Here is a 15,790-nt window from a genome sequence, read left to right as displayed (position 1 = left end):
GCTCAATCCTCTTTGATACGGAAAACTTCGACGCCAACCGCGTCGCAGTCGGGATAAACGTCCGGCTTTTCGGTCGACACGCACACGGCGCGCACCTGCGGATGATCGAGGAGTGCCTTGACGAGGTCGTCGCAGAGGGTTTCCTGCAGGTGAATATGACCTTGTTCGACGCGGCGCGCGATGGTCGAGCGCATGAAGTCGTAATCGACGACCTCGTTCAATTTGTCCTGAACCGGCGTGGAGAGCGCGAGCGGCACGAACAGTTCGACGTTGATCACGACGCGCTGTTCGCCGCGCTTTTCGAAGTCGTGCACACCGATGTTGATGTGCACTTCGTAATTGCGCAGAAAGAGCCGGCGGCAATCGGCGAGCCGGGGATGCGAAAGAGCGGCAAACATGTTCGTTCCAGTCGAAAAAAGCGTGCGGGGCACGCAAAGGGACGCTTCAACGCGTGGGCGGCCGCCAGCTTTAACCGGCACCCGCACGCGCGCTGTTCAGGCGCCCATCAAAAACATTACGTCGCGCGGCAGCGGCACAAGGTGCTGCCCGCCGTCGACCACCAGCGTCGTTCCGGTGACGCCCGCTGCATCGGCGAGATACAGCGCGGCGGCGACAATATCCTCCGGCCGCGACGCGCGGCCCAAAGGCGTAGTACGGTGAGCTGCTTCAAAACCGGCCGGCGTTTGATCGGCGGATTGCATCGTCAGACCGGGGGCGAGCCCGACCACGCGCACTTTCGGCGCCAACGCCTGCGCCAGTGCAACCGTCGCCGTCTGCAACGCTGCTTTCGACAGCGTATAGGACAGGTAGTCCGGGTTCATGTTGTACAGCTTCTGGTCCAGCACATTGATGACCACGCCGCGCTGGCTTTCATCGGTGCGCGCGGCTTCCGGCGTAGCCTCGAACAGCATACGCGCCAGCACGAGCGGCGCGCCGAGGTTCATCGCGGTGAGCTTCAGCAGCAGGTCGTAACCGACGTTGAGCGCCGTGTCTTCTTCGAAGCGCGACGCGTTGTTGACAATACACGACGGGCGGCCAAGCGCGGCCATACAGGCGGGCAAAAGCTGCTCGACGTGAGCCTCGTCGCCCAATTCCGCGTGCAAAGCCACCGCCCGGCGGCCCAAGGCGACGATTTCCGCGACCACTTCGCCGGCCTCCTCCCGCGACGCGCCGTAATGGACCGCCACGTCCCAGCCACGCACGGCGAAGCCGAGCGCGAGCGAGCGCCCGATGCGGCGGGCGGCGCCGGTAATCAGCACGATGCGCGGCGCTTCAGGCGCGCGGGCGGCGGCGGTGTCCAGAGAGGCGGTCATTTACAATGCGGGGATGAATCCGAAAGCTCACCAACCCGATAGTTTACCTGCTCCCGGCCCGAGCGCGCTTGCGCAGTCCGAAGCGCTGGTCGCGCAGATCCGCGCGGAGCTCGAAGCGGCAGGCGGCTGGCTGCCATTCGACCGCTACATGGAGCGCGCGCTTTACGCGCCGGGACTCGGCTATTACAGCGGCGGCGCCCGCAAATTCGGCCTGCGCGGCGACGACGGCAGCGACTTCGTGACGGCGCCGGAAATGTCGCCGCTATTCGCCACAACGCTGGCGCGCCCGCTCGCCGAGGCCTTGCAGGCAAGCAGCACGCGCGAGCTGATGGAATTCGGCGCCGGCACGGGGAAACTCGCCGCCGGCTTGCTGAACGCGCTCGACGCGCTGGGCGTCGAATTCGACAGCTACTCGATCGTGGATTTGTCAGGTGAATTGCGCGAGCGCCAACGCGAGACGATCGAAGCCGCGGCACCGGCGCTGGCCGCGAAGGTGCGCTGGCTGGACGCGTTGCCGGAGCAATTCGAAGGCGTGGTGATCGGCAACGAGGTGTTGGACGCGATGCCTGTGCGGCTTTTCGCCTTCACTGGCGGCGCCTGGCACGAACGCGGCGTGGTGTGGCGCGACGAGGCTTTTGCGTTCGACGACCGTCTGGTATCGGCGGCTGCGGACATTGCATTTCTGGCTGAGATCGAAACGGCCGGCGACGACTACGTCACCGAAACGCACGACGCCGCCCGTGCATTCACGCGGACCATTTGCACGATGCTCGCGCGTGGCGCGGCGTTCTTTATCGATTATGGTTTTCCGCGTCACGAGTACTACCATGAACAGCGTGCGCAGGGCACATTGATGTGCCATTACCGGCATCGCGCGCATGGTGATCCGTTTGTTTATCCGGGCTTGCAGGACATCACGGCGCACGTGGAATTTACCGGCGTCGCCGAAGCTGGGGTCGAGGCTGGGGCGGACTTACTGGGGTTTACTTCGCAAGCGCGATTCCTGTTGAATGCGGGGATTACCGAGGCGTTATCAGCGCTCGATCCAACGGACACGGCGAGGTTTTTGCCTGCGGCGAATGCGGTGCAGAAGTTGTTGTCCGAGGCGGAGATGGGCGAGCTGTTCAAGGTGATCGCGTTTTCGCGCGGACTGGATGACACGTTGCAGGCGTTTTCCGGCGGCGACCGGTCACATACGCTGTGATTTTTTGCCTTAGGAATTTGCGATGATCCGCTGGCTGTTGACTACGTTTGTTGCGGTGGCGGTGTTGTCGGCCTGCTGGCCGTGGCTCAGGAAGATTGGGATTGGGCGCATGCCCGGTGACGTCACGTTGCGCCTCTTCGGGCGTGAATATCCGTTTCCGTTTATGTCGACGCTTGTGCTTTCTATGGTTTTGTCGATTCTTGCCAGGCTTTTGTAGGTGAGGTTTTTTTGCTTTTGGTGGCAAAAAAACCAAACCCATTAAGCAAGAGCGACTTCAACAGCGCGAACGCGCTCCCGATGCACCGCATCCTTTATGCCAGAAGGTGCATCGGCAAGCTGCCCAGCCACAGCGCCAGCATCCACACCGCGCGCGGCAACAAGCGCAATCCGCAGCCGCTCGGCCTGCGGATACTCCTGCATCTCAAACCCAAGCCGCCCGCGAGCATCCGCCTCGCAAGCCTGCAAGGCTTCAGCAAACCGCGCCGGTTTCCGAATCGCATCGCTGCGCTCGAGCAGCCTCACCAACGCCGCCGCCCCCATCTCCATCACGCGATGAATATTCCCATGCTCCCGTGCGACGAGCAGCGCCAGATCCCGGCATTCATTCGGCACCCGCAGCCGCTCGCATAAAGGCTTCAGCAAATCCACGCTGCGTCCCTCATGCCCAATATGACGCGGCAATACGTCGTCAGGCGTCGTCGCTTTGCCCAGGTCATGCGTGAGCGCCGCGAACCGAACCGGCAACGCGTAGCCCCGCTGCGCGGCATGGTCGATCACCATCATCACATGCACGCCCGTATCCACTTCAGGATGGTAATCAGCCCGCTGTGGCACGCCAAACAACGCATCGATCTCCGGCAGGATCCGCGCTAACGCGCCACATTCCCGCAGCACCGCGAACATCCGGGACGGCTTCTTCTCCATCAACCCGCGCGACACTTCCTGCCACACGCGCTCGGCCACTAGCGCGTCCACCTCACCGTCGCCTACCATCTTGCGCATCAGCGCCATCGTCTCCGGCGCCACCGTGAAATCGACGAAGCGCGCCGCAAATCGCGCAATCCGCAAAATCCGCACGGGGTCCTCGAGAAACGCATCGCTGACGTGACGAAACAGCCGCGCCTGCAAATCGCCCCGGCCGTTGAACGGGTCGATCACCGGGCCGGTCAGTTCGCCGTCCGGGCGCATTTCGCGCGCCATCGCGTTGATCGTCAGGTCCCGGCGAGCGAGATCCTCTTCGAGCGTGACGTCCGGTGCGTAGAAGAACTGGAAGCCGTGATAGCCCGCCGCCGTCTTACGCTCGGTGCGCGCGAGCGCGTATTCCTCGTGCGTCTGCGGGTGCAGGAACACAGGGAAATCCTTGCCCACCGGACGATAGCCCTGCGCCACCATCTGCTCGGGCGTCGCGCCAACCACCACGTAATCGCGGTCCTGCACCGGCACGCCCAATAACTCGTCGCGAATCGCTCCGCCGACCGCGTAGATATTCATGGGCATACGTCTTGATAGGGAATGGTGTGCGTTTCGCGAAGCGCGTCGTCGATCCAGGCCTTCACCGCCGGCAGCGCCGTCACGCGCTCCACGTAAGCCGCGGAGACGTCCGATAGCGCCGGCTGCCATGTCCTGAAGCGCATCACCACCGGCGCGTACATTGCGTCGGCAATGCCGAACTCGCCGAACAGGAACGGGCCACCGTGGGTCGCCAGGCACTGGCTCCAGAGCGCCTCAATACGCGCGATATCGGCAAGCACGCCTGGCGTGGCGTTCTTCCCGGGAAACGACGCGCGAATGTTCATCCACATGTTCGAGCGCAAGTCGCCGAAGCCCGAATGCATCTCAGCGCTCACGCTGCGCGCGTGGCTACGCGCCGCCGGGTCGCGCGGCCACAGCGCATGCTGCGGGAAGCGCTCAGCCAACGTCTCGGCGATCGCCAGCGAATCCCAGGTGGCCGATCCGTCCTCGCTGATCAAACACGGCACCTTGCCCGGACCGGTCGGCGCATAAGCCAGAATCGCGGACTTCGTGCCGGATTCATACAGATGAATCATCACCTCTTCAAATGGGATGCCGAAAAATTTGAGCAGCAGCCATGGACGCATCGACCATGACGAATAGTTCTTGTCGCCGATAAGCAGTTTCATGCCTGGTATCGAAGGGAAAGATGAAGGAAGAGATAAAAAGGTTCAGCGCCCCGCGCTGGCGCGAAACGTGTCGAAGCGCGAACGCGTCGACGCGCCGGTCAGATACACGGGTGCGATCGTTTCGATGCTGGCGGGTTCGATGCCGAGTTCAGGCGCAAGCGGTCCGCTCAACACGTTGTCGACTTTCATCGAATCGAGATTGTCGCGCGAGATCACCGGATCGCCCGGTGCCATTTCGAACGTCAATGCCTGCAAACGCGCCAACGCTTCTGGCAGGCGAATGATCCTCGCATGCCGGCCAATCACATCGCCACAATACTTGACGAGGTCTTCGAGGGTATAGACGGTCGGGCCGCCGAGTTCGTAAGTATGGCCGCTGGCTGCATCGAGATCGAGCACGTTGCAGATCGCTTTCGCCACATCGCCGACGTATACCGGCTGGAATTTCGCATCCGGCATGGCAAGCGGGATCACCGGGAAGACGCGTTGCAGGAACGCGAACTTGTTGAGCAACTGGTCTTCGGGACCGAACACCAGGGACGGCCGGAAAATCGTCCAGGCCAGATTCGCCGCGTGCACGGCCTTTTCGCCGTCGCCCTTCGAGCGCGAATACATGCTCGGCCCGTTCGAGTCGGCGCCGAGCGCGCTGATATGAATCAACCGATGCACGCCCTTGCCTTCGCAAGCCGCAACGATTTTGGTCGGCAATTCGACGTGCGTGCGCGCGAATTCCGGGCCATAAGGCGTGCCGCGCTTGCCATGCAGCGTGGCAACGAGATTGATGACGCAATCGGCGCCTTCAACGAAACGCGCGAGCTGCACAGGATCGAACACGTCGGCTTCGATCACGTCGATGGGGAGCAGGGTGAGATGGCGGGCGTTGTAGCGGCGCCGGGTGGCGATGCGCACGTCTTTGCCCATTTCAACGAGGGCGTTGACGAGATGGCTGCCGATAAAACCGGAACCGCCAATGATCGCAATGGCTTGGTGTCGCATTTTCGACTCCCTGGTGGAAGCCGTGGCAACGGCTGGCGTGGCGCACCGCCGCATCGGAGTGACGCGGCGGCGGCACGGCGCTTACGGTGCGATATAACCCAGACGCGCCTTCAGCGATTGCGGACGGCCTTCGAACAATGCCGCGTAGTAGACCGTGTTGGACAGCACATTCTTGACGTAATCGCGCGTTTCCTGGAACGGAATCGCCTCGGCGAAGATCGCCCCTTCAACCGGCTGTTGCAACGATTGCCGCCAGCTGCGCGAACGGCCGGGACCGGCGTTATAACCGGCAGTGGCCAGCACCGCGGACCCGTCGAACTGATTGTAGATCATCGACAGGTAGTTCGTGCCGAGCAGGATGTTGGTGTTGATGTCGTTCATCTGCTCGCGCGAAATCGGACCGAGGCCGATCTTCTTCGCCACCAGTTGCGCGGTGCCCGGCATCAACTGCATCAGACCGCTCGCGCCGACTTCCGAGCGGGCGTTCATGATGAAGCGCGACTCCTGGCGAATCAGCCCGTATGCCCATTCGACGTCGAGCCCACTCGACTGCGCATCGCGCTCCACGATGTCCTTGAACGGCGACAGATACCGCAGCGAGAAATCGTGCTCGCTCTTCGTGCGGTCCGCCGTGTTGACGGTGCGGTCATACAACTGGATACGGCGCGCATATTCGGCAACAGCGAGCAGTTGCCGGTCGCTCATGTCGCGAAGCGGCCAGTTCCATTCGCGATTGCCTTCGAGCCGCAGATTCAGCGCATAGAACCGCTGCGCCAGATCGAAGCCCGGCGTGTTGGCGGCCTGCTGGACTTCGGCGTCGGTCACGATGGTTTTCGGCGGCACGCTGATCTTCTGGCCGAGTTCTTCGGAAGCCAGTTGGCCGTAGAAGTTGAAACCCCGCGAGATCGATTCGAATTCCTGGTTGGCTGTGGTCGTGTCGCCGGCTTGCTTGAGCGCACGCGCATGCCAGTACACCCACGACGGCTGATTGCGCAGCGCCGCCGGCATCTGTTCGATCGACCAGCGCACCATCGTCCAGTCGCCCGCGAGCAGGGCGGTGCGGGTGCGCCATTCGTACGCCGGGGTCGACAGTGGCGCATTCACCGAGAGCCGGTACCAGTCGACCGCGCTCGGCATCTGCCTGGTCGCGGCCTGATAGGCAATCGTGCCCCAGCCGATTGCACGCTCGGGCGAGTTCAGCGACGGCGCTACCGAGGCGAACGTGGCCGCGGCCATGGCCGGGTCGTTGCGCGCCATGCGCGTGATTGCGAGCAACGCGAGTTGGTGCGACTGCGTATCCGGACCGACGCCGCGTGCCAGCAACAACGGCGGCGTACTCGTGGCCTGGCCGAACAGCACCGGATCGGGTGGCTGATTACCGAGCGCGTCGACAAGCTTGCTGCCGGTGTCGGTGTAGTTCTGCTCGTACGCGAGACGGATCTGTTGCCACACGTCGTCGGAACTGAATTGCTGGTTGACCGACAGCGCGGTGATCAGATCGACGCAACCGTCGCCGTACCACTTCGGATCGACCAGCAGCGCACGCGCCGCGTCGGCAACGTTCTCGCCACGCGCGGCGCGCGATTCGAGCGCGTAGCACTTCACCTGCGTATCGTCGTTCAGCACGAAGCGCGCGTATTGCTGATCGAAGTTACGCCAGTCGTGACGCGCGCCGAGCACCGTGAGGTAGTCGTTGCGCAGGCGGTCGGCGATGGCCTGGCCGTCGTACTTCTGCAGGAACGCCAGCACCGGCGCATCCGGCGCGTCAATCCGCGCATGGCCGCTGGAATCGAACAACTGCGGCTTGAGCTGGAAGTACTCAAGATATGAAGGCGCCGGATAGTTCGGGATCGTGCTCGCCAGTTGTGCTGCACGCGCCGCGTCATTAGCGCGGGCGGCTTCGCGAAGCTGGACGAAGGTCTGGTCGTCGTTCGTGAGTTGAGAAAGGGGAATGGGCTTGACGGCAGAGGCCGTGCTGCACGCGACGAGTGCCGCAGCGGCAAGCGCCAGACCGGCCGCGCGATATACTCGATAGAGGCGTTTTGACATCGTTGTTTCTGGAGCGCGAATTGAACCCAAGCATAGCATGCAACCCCGTCGCAGAATCGAAAAAGGCGCTGCGTCGAATGCTATTGGAAGCAAGGCTACAAGCGGCTTCCAAGCCGGCGCACAACGCTGCGCTCAACCGTCGCATTCTCGATGCGTTGAAGCACTACGGCGTGAGCAGCGTGGGTTTCTATTGGCCGCTGGCGGGCGAGTTCGACGCACGCACCGCGATTGCGATCTGGCTCGCGGCCGACTCGCAACACGAGGCGAGTTTACCGGTCGTCAAGGAACGCGGCGTGCCGCTCGAATTTCACGCATGGGCGCCCGATACGCCGATGAAGATCGGCCATCACAAGATCGCCGAGCCCACTTCTGGGCGCGTCGTCATTCCTGATCTGTTGTTCGTGCCGTGCGTCGGCTTTGACGCCGACGGCTACCGGCTCGGTTACGGCGGCGGTTACTACGACCGCACGCTCGCCGCCTGGCCAGACTCGAAGAAGCCGGTCACAGTCGGCATCGCCTATGAAGCGTGCCGCACGGACGCGTTGCGGCGCGAAGCCCACGATATCCCGCTCGATCTGATCGTGACGGAAGCCGGCTGCTATCCACACCCGGCGGATTGAGCGTTCGAAGCGCGCCGTGCGAAGCGCATTCTTCACCCGCCGGCGAGGCGGAACCCCGTTATAGAGACGACGCCGCCCGCGCGGCCGTGTCGTACAGTCCGGACGCATTGCGCATCAGTTGCGCCGCCTCGCCGATCTGCTCGTTGGTCAGGCCGCTTTCCTTCAGCGTCGAAATCAGGCAGCTCTCGCGCACCTCGCGGTACTTCAGACAGAGTTCGCGGCCCGCATCGGTCGCCGAGAAGAACACTTCCTTGCCAGTCTTTTCGCTTTTTACGTACCCTCTAGCTACGAGCTTTTTCAACGCATAGGTGGCGACATGGGTATCTTCGATGTTGAGCACGAAGCAGATGTCCGCCAGTTTCTTGCGGCGCTCGCGATGACTGACGTGGTGCAGCAACGAGACTTCGATCGCCGTCATATCCTTTTCGCCGGCGGCCGACATGCAGCGCACCATCCACCGGTTGAACGCGTTGCCAGCCATGATGAGTGCGTACTCCAGCTCGGACAGCTCCGCGCTTGTGTCAGACACGAGATGTTCCGAGGAGACGATCTTGGTGGGGTGGCGCGACATGGTGAAGATTCTCGAGAAACAGGATGGGAAGGTGTCGGGAGTGTACGACGAGCAGACCATTCCCGGGAGCCTGGCGAAAACGCTTATTGAGAATTCGTTGATATTTTATTGACAATGTACTCTTCATGCATCGCGCACCCCATGCCGGTAATTATCCATAGGGTCCGATATGCTCGACATTTCCGACTCGACCTGGGCCATTAAGCGATGAGCCAACCAAGAATCTTTCCGCTCGGCGATGCCGCGCTAGTGTGCGAGGTGGCGCCGCCCGCCACGCTGGACTGCCAACGGCGCGTGTGGGCCGCAGCCGCTGCCGCGCGCGACTGGCCGCATGTGCTGGAGGTGGTGCCGGGCATGAACAATCTGACAATCGTATTCGATCCGCTCGAAGCCAACCGCGAAGCGCTCGTGAGTCAATTGCAAGCGGCCTGGAACGCGGTGAGCGACGTGCCCGCACCCGGCCGTGAAGTCGAAATCCCGGTGCAGTACGGCGGCGAGTTCGGCCCCGACCTGCAAGCGGTCGCCAATCACACTGGCCTGAACATACGCGACGTTGTGCAACGTCATGCCCAGGGCGAGTACGTGGTGTTCTTCCTCGGATTCCAGCCGGGCTTCGCCTACATGGGCGGGCTCGACGCAGCGCTGCACACGCCGCGCCGTTCGTCGCCGCGGCTGGAAGTGCCAGCCGGTTCGGTCGGCATCGGCGGTGCGCAGACCGGCATTTATCCGGCGACGTCTCCCGGCGGCTGGCAGTTGATCGGCCGCACCGAACTGCCGCTGTTCGATCCGGCTCGCCGCCCGCCCACGTTGTTGCAACCGGGCGACCGGGTGCGCTTTACTGTCGCGGGGATACACGCATGATCGACGTGATTCGCGCGGGTCTGCTAACTACGATTCAGGATCTCGGCCGTCACGGCTACCGGCACCTCGGCGTCGCGATGGGTGGCGCGCTCGACCGTCTGTCGCTCGAAGTCGGCAACCGGCTGGTCGGCAACCGGCCCGATGCAGCCGGCCTGGAAATTACCTTCGGTCCGACCGTGCTGCGCTTTCTGCGCGCCACACGCGTGGCCATCACCGGCACCGAATTCGGCGCGACGCTCGACGGCAAACCGGTTTATTCATGGTGGAGCCTGCCGGTGCAGGCCGGCCAGGAACTGGTTTTGCAAGCCGCCAAACGCGGCATGCGCGGCTATGTCTGCATTGCTGGCGGTATCGATGTTTTGCCGATGCTCGGCTCGCGCAGCACCGATCTCGCCGGCCATTTCGGCGGGCTTGGCGGCCGGTCGCTGCGCGACGGCGACCGCCTGCCGGTCGGCGCGCCGTTGCAACGTGGCCACCTCGGCTTTACCCCCGAAGCGCCGGAGTTCGGCGTGAAGGCGCCCGCCTGGTGCAAGTTCGCGCTGGTCCATGAACCGCTGCGGCGTGGCCGGCATCCGTCCGGCGTGCCATGGGCCGTGCCGATCCGCGTGCTGCAAGGTCCCGAATACGGCAGCTTCACTGCAGAAGCGCACGAATCGTTCTGGTCCGATGAATGGCTGGTGACACCGAACAGTAACCGCATGGGCTACCGCCTCGCCGGCACGGAACTGAAGCGCACCCAGAAAAGCGAGCTGCTCTCGCACGCGGTATTGCCCGGCACGATTCAGGTCCCGCCGAACGGCCAGCCGATCGTGCTGATGAGCGATGCGCAGACCACCGGCGGCTATCCGAAAATCGGCGCCGTGATCCAGGCCGATCTATGGAAGCTAGCGCAGGTTCGTCTGAACGCCTCCATCCGTTTCATCCCGACGACGCTCTATGAGGCGCGCCAGGCCTTACTGGAAGAACGCACGTATTTGCGGCAAATCGACGCCGCTATTGCCATGCACGAAGAGCGCTGCGCGCGTCGGCCGGCGGTCGCAGCGCTGTAACACTAAGCAGAGGAACACCATGGAAATCGATTTGAACGCCGACCTCGGCGAAGGCTGCGGCTCTGACGAGGCGCTGCTCGAGCTCGTCAGTTCGGCCAACATCGCGTGCGGCTGGCACGCGGGCGGCGCCAACACCATGCGCGACTGCGTGCGATGGGCGGTGCAAAAAGGCGTGTCGATCGGCGCGCATCCGAGCTTTAACGATCCTGATAACTTTGGCCGCAAGGAAATGGACCTGCCGGCCAACGACATCTATGCCGGCGTGCTGTATCAGCTCGGCGCGCTGTCGGCGATCGCCCAGGCGGAAGGTGGGCGCATCGCGCACGTCAAGCCGCACGGTGCGCTGTACAACCAGGCCGCGCGCGACGCGAAGATCGCCGATGCGATCGTCTCGGCGGTCCACGATTTCGACCCGTCGGTAGCGGTATTCGCGCTCGCCAACAGCGGACTCGTGACAGCCGCACGCGCAGCGGGCCTGACCGCCGTCGAAGAAGTATTCGCCGATCGCGGCTATCGCGCCGACGGGTCGCTCGTGCCACGCACGGAACCCGGCGCGCTGCTCGACGACGAAGACGTGGTGCTGACGCGCACGCTCGCCATGGTGCGCGAGCGCCGCGTGCAGGCCGTGGACGGACATTGGGTGCCACTCAACGCGCAAACCATCTGCCTGCACGGCGACGGCCCGCACGCGCTGGCGTTCGCGCGGCGCATCCGCCGCGCGCTTCAGGACGCCGGCATTGAAGTTCACGCGGCCGGCGCCGCGAGCGCCTGATCCGCGCGTCGGCCAACGCGAGCAATACGGCGCAGGGATCCCCGCGCGCCGGCCCACGTTCGCCGCCACAAGCGGCAAGGTTGAAACCCTGTTTGGAGATCCAGATGCAGACAACAGTCAGTCTATGGCCGCTCATTGGCGTGGCCGTCATCATCGTCGGCTTTTTATTACGCTTCAATCCGATGTTGATCGTGGCAGTTGCCGCGATTGTCACAGGTCTGGCCGCGCACTTCCCGCCTGAAAAAATCCTCGCCGAAATCGGCACTGGCTTCATCAAGACCCGCAATATTCCGCTGATCATTCTGCTGCCGCTGGCCGTGATCGGCCTGCTGGAGCGGCATGGCCTGCGCGAGCGCGCACAAGCGTGGATCGGCGGCATCAAGGCCGCAACCGCGGGCCGTTTGCTGATCGTCTATCTGCTGGTGCGCGAACTCACCGCCGCTGTCGGCCTGACCGGTCTCGGCGGCCATCCGCAGATGGTGCGTCCGCTGATCGCACCGATGGCCGAAGGCGCGACGGAAACGCGCTTCGGCAAGATCAGCGACGCCGTGCGTTTCAAATTGCGCGCGTTCTCCGCCGCGACCGACAACGTCGGCCTGTTCTTCGGCGAAGACATCTTCGTCGCGTTCGGCGCAATCGTGCTGATGACGACCTTTCTGAAAGAAGCCGGCATCGTCGTCGAGCCGATTCACGTGGCCGTCTGGGGTATCCCGACCGCGATCTGCGCGTTCGTCATTCACGGCTTCCGCCTCTATCTGCTCGACCGCAGGCTCGAACGCGAACTGCGCGGCAATGCCATAGCGAACACCCCCTCCGTTTCGCCGACGCAACCCGCCGCAGGAGACAAAGCATGACGCTCACGATTACCTATCTGTTCTGGCTGCTGGGCGTGGTGCTGCTAGTCATCGGCGGCATGATCGTCACCGACAAGGACCACCCGCGCCGTTTCACCGCCGGCGGTTTCTGGATTCTTTACGCGCTGATCTTCCTGATCGGCGACAAGCTGCCGCCCTCGGTGGTCGGCGTGCTGGTGATCGTGATGGCGCTGGCTGCGGGCTTCGGCGGCGTGACCGCGGCCAAGCCGAAAGTGCTGTCCCTCGAAGCTCGCAAGGCTAGCGCCGCGCGTCTGGGCAACAAGCTGTTCGTACCCGCGCTGACGATTCCGATCGTCACCGTGATCATTACGTTGTCGGCCAGCCATCTGATCTTCGGCGGCATGCCGCTGATCGAGAAGGCCAACGTGACGCTGATCGGCTTCGGCATCGGCTGCGTGATCGCACTTGCGATTGCCTGCGTGATGACGCGCGATACCGTCGGCCAGTCGATGAAAGAGGCGCGCCGCCTGGTCGATGCGTTGTCATGGGCCGCAGTGCTGCCGCAGATGCTCGGCATGCTCGGCCTCGTGTTCTCGGACGCCGGCGTCGGCAAGGCAGTCGCTCACGTCACCACGGCCTATATCAGCCTCGACTACCGGTTTATCGCGGTAGCCGTGTACTGCATCGGCATGGCGCTCTTTACGATGGTGATGGGCAACGGCTTCGCTGCATTCCCGGTGATGACGGGCGGCGTCGGCGTGCCGATTCTCGTCGGCGTGTTTCACGGCAACCCTGCGGTGATGGTCGCGATCGGCATGTTCTCGGGCTACTGCGGCACCCTGATGACGCCGATGGCCGCGAACTTCAACATGGTGCCGGCGGCATTGTTGGAATTGCCGGATAAGAACGCGGTGATCAAGGTGCAAGTGCCGACGGCGCTGACCTTGCTGATCGTGAACATCTTGCTGCTGAATTTCCTGATGTTCCTGTAGGGGCGTTGGCCATACCGGGTGGCAGGCGCCGGCATCACGCCGGCGTGTCGCGCCGGTCGGCGAGTTGCATAGCCGTGGCAAATGGACGCCGCCGAATTCGGAGACGTCCGATCGCCAGGAAAGGGGCCGGACCATAAGCTGGCGGATGGTCTCCCCCATCCACATGTGCTGACGATGCGTGCAACGCGCGCTGTCAGTGCTTTCCAGCAGGTCCCCCATGGAACATCAATCCTACCCTGACCCCGCACGCACCAACGCCTCCTCCTCCGCTTACCTCATCTCGCTCATCAACTCCGCGCTCCAAGCGCACCAGGCCGGTCGTCTCGATGCCGCCGAACCCTTCTATCGCGAAGCCCTTGCGCTCGATCCCGCGCATGCCGAAGCGCTGCACTACTTCGGCGTGCTGCAACATCAGCGAGGCGACCACGTCTTTGCTGCCGAGTTGATGGGCGAAGCGCTCAAACTCGATCGCACCGACGCCGTCTGCTGGAGCAACCGCGGCCTCGTGGCTGCCGCGCTCGGCCATCCCCAGGAAGCAATGATCTGCTATGACCAGGCGTTGCAACTGCAGCCGAATTTCGCCGACGCACGCAACAACTTCGGGGTCGCGCTGCAAGCGCAAGGCGCGTTTGACGAAGCGATCCGGCAGTATCGGCTGGCGCTGGCGGTGAATCCGTCGCTGGTCGATACGCATCTGAACCTCGGCACGGCGTTGAACAAGCTCGGCCGCTACGATGAAGCGCTGGTCTGCTATCAACACGCGATGGCGCTCGACCCGCACTCGGCGGAAGCGCATTTCAATGCGGGCAACGCGTACGACGCACAGGGCGATCACGTCGCAGCCATCGCCAGTTTCGAACGGGCACTGGCATTGCGCGGCGACTATGCCGAGGCGCACATCAACCTGGGCAGCCTGATCGGCAAGCTCGGCGACTATGCCGGCGCAGAATCGCAGTATCGGCATGCGGTCGCACTCAAGCCGAACCCCACGAATCTGGTTTGCCTCGGTGGCTCGCTCGGCGCGCAGGGCCGCCTGGATGAAGAGGAAGGCTTCTACCGTCATGCGCTGGCGCTCGATCCCAACTACGCGGACGCGCATCAGAACCTCGCGTGGCTGTTACTCAAGCGCGGCGATTACCAACAGGGCTGGGCGGAGTTTGCAAAGCGCTGGCGCAAGAGCGACTACGAAGCGATCGCCGTGCCGGGTGTTGCCGAGTGGCATGGCGAGCCGCTTGCCGGACGCCGTCTGCTGCTGGTCGGCGAACAGGGTTTCGGCGACCACTTCCAGTTTCTGCGCTATGCGCGTGTGCTCGAGCAACTCGGCGCCACGGTCGATATCTGTGTGCGCGAGCCGCTGCTGCCGCTGGCCGGGCGCATCCCGGGAGTGCATCGCGCGCTTAGCGGCACGCCCGACGGCCAGTACGATTTCTGGGTGCCGATGATGAGCGTGCCGTCGTGCGTCGGCACCGAACTGTCGACCATTCCCGCGGATGTGCCGTATGTGTTCGCCGACAAGGCCAAGATCAAGGCATGGCGCAAGCGGGTGGACGCAGCCGGCAAAGCAAAACGCAAAGTGGGTCTGGTGTGGTCCGGCAGCCCGACGTTTGGCAATGACCGTTATCGCTCGATGCCACTGGCCGAGCTGAGCACGCTAAGCGAGCTGAAAGACGTCGCGTGGTACGCGCTGCAGAAAGGCCCGGCGCACGATCAGCTGGCTGGTGCGCCCGAAGCTTTCCGCGCCCACGATTTCACCGCCGATCTGCATAACTTCGACGACACTGCCGCGCTCATCATGAATCTCGATCTGGTGATTGCCGTGGACACCGGCGTGGCGCACCTGGCTGCCGCGCTGGGCAAGCCGGTGTGGGTGCTGCTGCCCGCCAACTCGGACTGGCGCTGGCTCGAAGAGCGTGCCGATTCGCCGTGGTATCCGGCAATGAAATTGTTCCGGCAGGCGAGGTTGGGCGATTGGGCGCCGGTGGTCAAACGTGTGTCGGAAGAACTACGCGACGGCAGTCTATAAAACCTGCGCTGCGCAGATTCGGGCGTCTCCGCGCAGCGCCTTCTCAACCCCTTCTGCGCAGACAGAATGCCGCGGTGCCGCGCCCTAAGGACGACGGCGCTGTTGCGCCAGCATGTAGGCGCGCAACAACTTGTTGATGCGCGTCTGATAGCCCGCCCCCTGTTCTTTGAACCAACTCAGCACATCCGCATCCAGGCGCATCGTCACAGCCTGTTTGGGCGGAACGTGCAGCTCAGCGCGGTCAAAAAAATCGTCACCCAATTCAGGCACGTCACTCGTGTCGATGTGCGCGTCGCCTGCCTTTGCAAGTCGCTTCCAGTCCGTTCCTGACGTTTTACCCATAATTTCGCCTCTGCTCGTTTCCAGCCATTGCCACGGTGCAAG

Annotated in this window: 17 protein-coding genes; 9 read left to right on the top strand and 8 right to left on the bottom strand. The window is 63.4% G+C overall.

Annotation, left to right across the window (positions count from 1 at the left end; translation table 11 throughout):
• Window positions 1–2: 2 nt before the first annotated feature.
• Window positions 3–398: a dihydroneopterin aldolase gene (locus P3T22_RS28430; RefSeq protein ID WP_063497570.1), complete on the bottom strand. Its 396-nt coding sequence runs from the start codon at window positions 396–398 to the stop codon at window positions 3–5.
• A gap of 96 nt (window positions 399–494) precedes the next feature.
• Window positions 495–1,313 carry an SDR family oxidoreductase gene (locus P3T22_RS28425; RefSeq protein WP_429326752.1) on the bottom strand — a complete coding sequence of 273 codons (819 nt, stop codon included), beginning with the start codon at window positions 1,311–1,313 and terminating at the stop codon, window positions 495–497.
• Between the two features lie 13 nt (window positions 1,314–1,326).
• Between P3T22_RS28425 and P3T22_RS28420 the strand changes: the two genes are divergently transcribed.
• The gene (locus tag P3T22_RS28420; protein ID WP_063497572.1) at window positions 1,327–2,517 is read left to right on the top strand and encodes a class I SAM-dependent methyltransferase; all 1,191 of its coding nucleotides are present in this window, start codon (window positions 1,327–1,329) and stop codon (window positions 2,515–2,517) included.
• Between the two features lie 22 nt (window positions 2,518–2,539).
• The gene (locus P3T22_RS28415; RefSeq protein WP_429326751.1) at window positions 2,540–2,734 is read left to right on the top strand and encodes a DUF2905 domain-containing protein; all 195 of its coding nucleotides are present in this window, start codon (window positions 2,540–2,542) and stop codon (window positions 2,732–2,734) included.
• A 41-nt stretch (window positions 2,735–2,775) separates the two neighbouring features.
• Here P3T22_RS28415 and P3T22_RS28410 read toward each other — a convergent pair whose 3' ends face one another.
• The 4 genes from P3T22_RS28410 to P3T22_RS28395 form a co-directional block, all read right to left on the bottom strand.
• Window positions 2,776–4,008: a multifunctional CCA addition/repair protein gene (locus tag P3T22_RS28410; protein WP_429326750.1), complete on the bottom strand. Its 1,233-nt coding sequence runs from the start codon at window positions 4,006–4,008 to the stop codon at window positions 2,776–2,778.
• The gene (locus P3T22_RS28405) at window positions 4,005–4,658 is read right to left on the bottom strand and encodes a glutathione S-transferase family protein (RefSeq protein ID WP_429326749.1); all 654 of its coding nucleotides are present in this window, start codon (window positions 4,656–4,658) and stop codon (window positions 4,005–4,007) included. Before P3T22_RS28405 ends, P3T22_RS28410 begins: the two co-directional genes overlap by 4 nt.
• A 42-nt stretch (window positions 4,659–4,700) precedes the next feature.
• Window positions 4,701–5,654 carry a complex I NDUFA9 subunit family protein gene (locus P3T22_RS28400; RefSeq protein ID WP_429326748.1) on the bottom strand — a complete coding sequence of 318 codons (954 nt, stop codon included), beginning with the start codon at window positions 5,652–5,654 and terminating at the stop codon, window positions 4,701–4,703.
• An 81-nt stretch (window positions 5,655–5,735) separates the two neighbouring features.
• Window positions 5,736–7,703 (bottom strand): transglycosylase SLT domain-containing protein, encoded by a 1,968-nt coding sequence (locus tag P3T22_RS28395; RefSeq protein ID WP_429326747.1) that lies wholly within the window; start codon window positions 7,701–7,703, stop codon window positions 5,736–5,738.
• 77 nt (window positions 7,704–7,780) lie between these two features.
• Between P3T22_RS28395 and P3T22_RS28390 the strand changes: the two genes are divergently transcribed.
• Complete coding sequence (locus tag P3T22_RS28390) at window positions 7,781–8,323, top strand: 5-formyltetrahydrofolate cyclo-ligase (RefSeq protein WP_063497578.1); 543 nt, start codon at window positions 7,781–7,783, stop codon at window positions 8,321–8,323.
• Between the two features lie 58 nt (window positions 8,324–8,381).
• Here P3T22_RS28390 and P3T22_RS28385 read toward each other — a convergent pair whose 3' ends face one another.
• Complete coding sequence (locus P3T22_RS28385; protein WP_063497579.1) at window positions 8,382–8,894, bottom strand: winged helix DNA-binding protein; 513 nt, start codon at window positions 8,892–8,894, stop codon at window positions 8,382–8,384.
• A 207-nt stretch (window positions 8,895–9,101) separates the two neighbouring features.
• Between P3T22_RS28385 and pxpB the strand changes: the two genes are divergently transcribed.
• From pxpB to P3T22_RS28355, 6 genes are all read left to right on the top strand, one after another.
• A complete protein-coding gene (gene pxpB / locus P3T22_RS28380) occupies window positions 9,102–9,755 on the top strand; it encodes a 5-oxoprolinase subunit PxpB (RefSeq protein ID WP_063497580.1) in 654 nt (217 codons plus the stop codon).
• Window positions 9,752–10,804, top strand: coding sequence for a biotin-dependent carboxyltransferase family protein (locus tag P3T22_RS28375; protein ID WP_063497581.1), 1,053 nt, complete (start codon window positions 9,752–9,754; stop codon window positions 10,802–10,804). The genes pxpB and P3T22_RS28375 overlap by 4 nt, the downstream gene beginning before the upstream one ends.
• Before the next feature lie 19 nt (window positions 10,805–10,823).
• Complete coding sequence (gene pxpA / locus P3T22_RS28370) at window positions 10,824–11,576, top strand: 5-oxoprolinase subunit PxpA (RefSeq protein ID WP_429326746.1); 753 nt, start codon at window positions 10,824–10,826, stop codon at window positions 11,574–11,576.
• A gap of 104 nt (window positions 11,577–11,680) precedes the next feature.
• Window positions 11,681–12,430, top strand: coding sequence for a DUF969 domain-containing protein (locus tag P3T22_RS28365; RefSeq protein ID WP_063497583.1), 750 nt, complete (start codon window positions 11,681–11,683; stop codon window positions 12,428–12,430).
• Window positions 12,427–13,383, top strand: coding sequence for a DUF979 domain-containing protein (locus tag P3T22_RS28360; protein ID WP_063497584.1), 957 nt, complete (start codon window positions 12,427–12,429; stop codon window positions 13,381–13,383). Before P3T22_RS28365 ends, P3T22_RS28360 begins: the two co-directional genes overlap by 4 nt.
• Window positions 13,384–13,600: 217 nt before the next feature.
• Window positions 13,601–15,406, top strand: a complete 1,806-nt coding sequence (locus P3T22_RS28355; RefSeq protein WP_429326745.1) for a tetratricopeptide repeat protein — start codon at window positions 13,601–13,603, stop codon at window positions 15,404–15,406.
• 84 nt (window positions 15,407–15,490) lie between these two features.
• Here P3T22_RS28355 and P3T22_RS28350 read toward each other — a convergent pair whose 3' ends face one another.
• Complete coding sequence (locus tag P3T22_RS28350) at window positions 15,491–15,748, bottom strand: BrnA antitoxin family protein (RefSeq protein ID WP_063497586.1); 258 nt, start codon at window positions 15,746–15,748, stop codon at window positions 15,491–15,493.
• Window positions 15,749–15,790 lie beyond the last annotated feature (42 nt).

It is taken from the genome of Paraburkholderia sp. GAS348 (genome assembly GCF_050434205.1).
Classification (GTDB): domain Bacteria; phylum Pseudomonadota; class Gammaproteobacteria; order Burkholderiales; family Burkholderiaceae; genus Paraburkholderia.
This window is presented reverse-complemented; position numbering and strand designations above follow the sequence as displayed.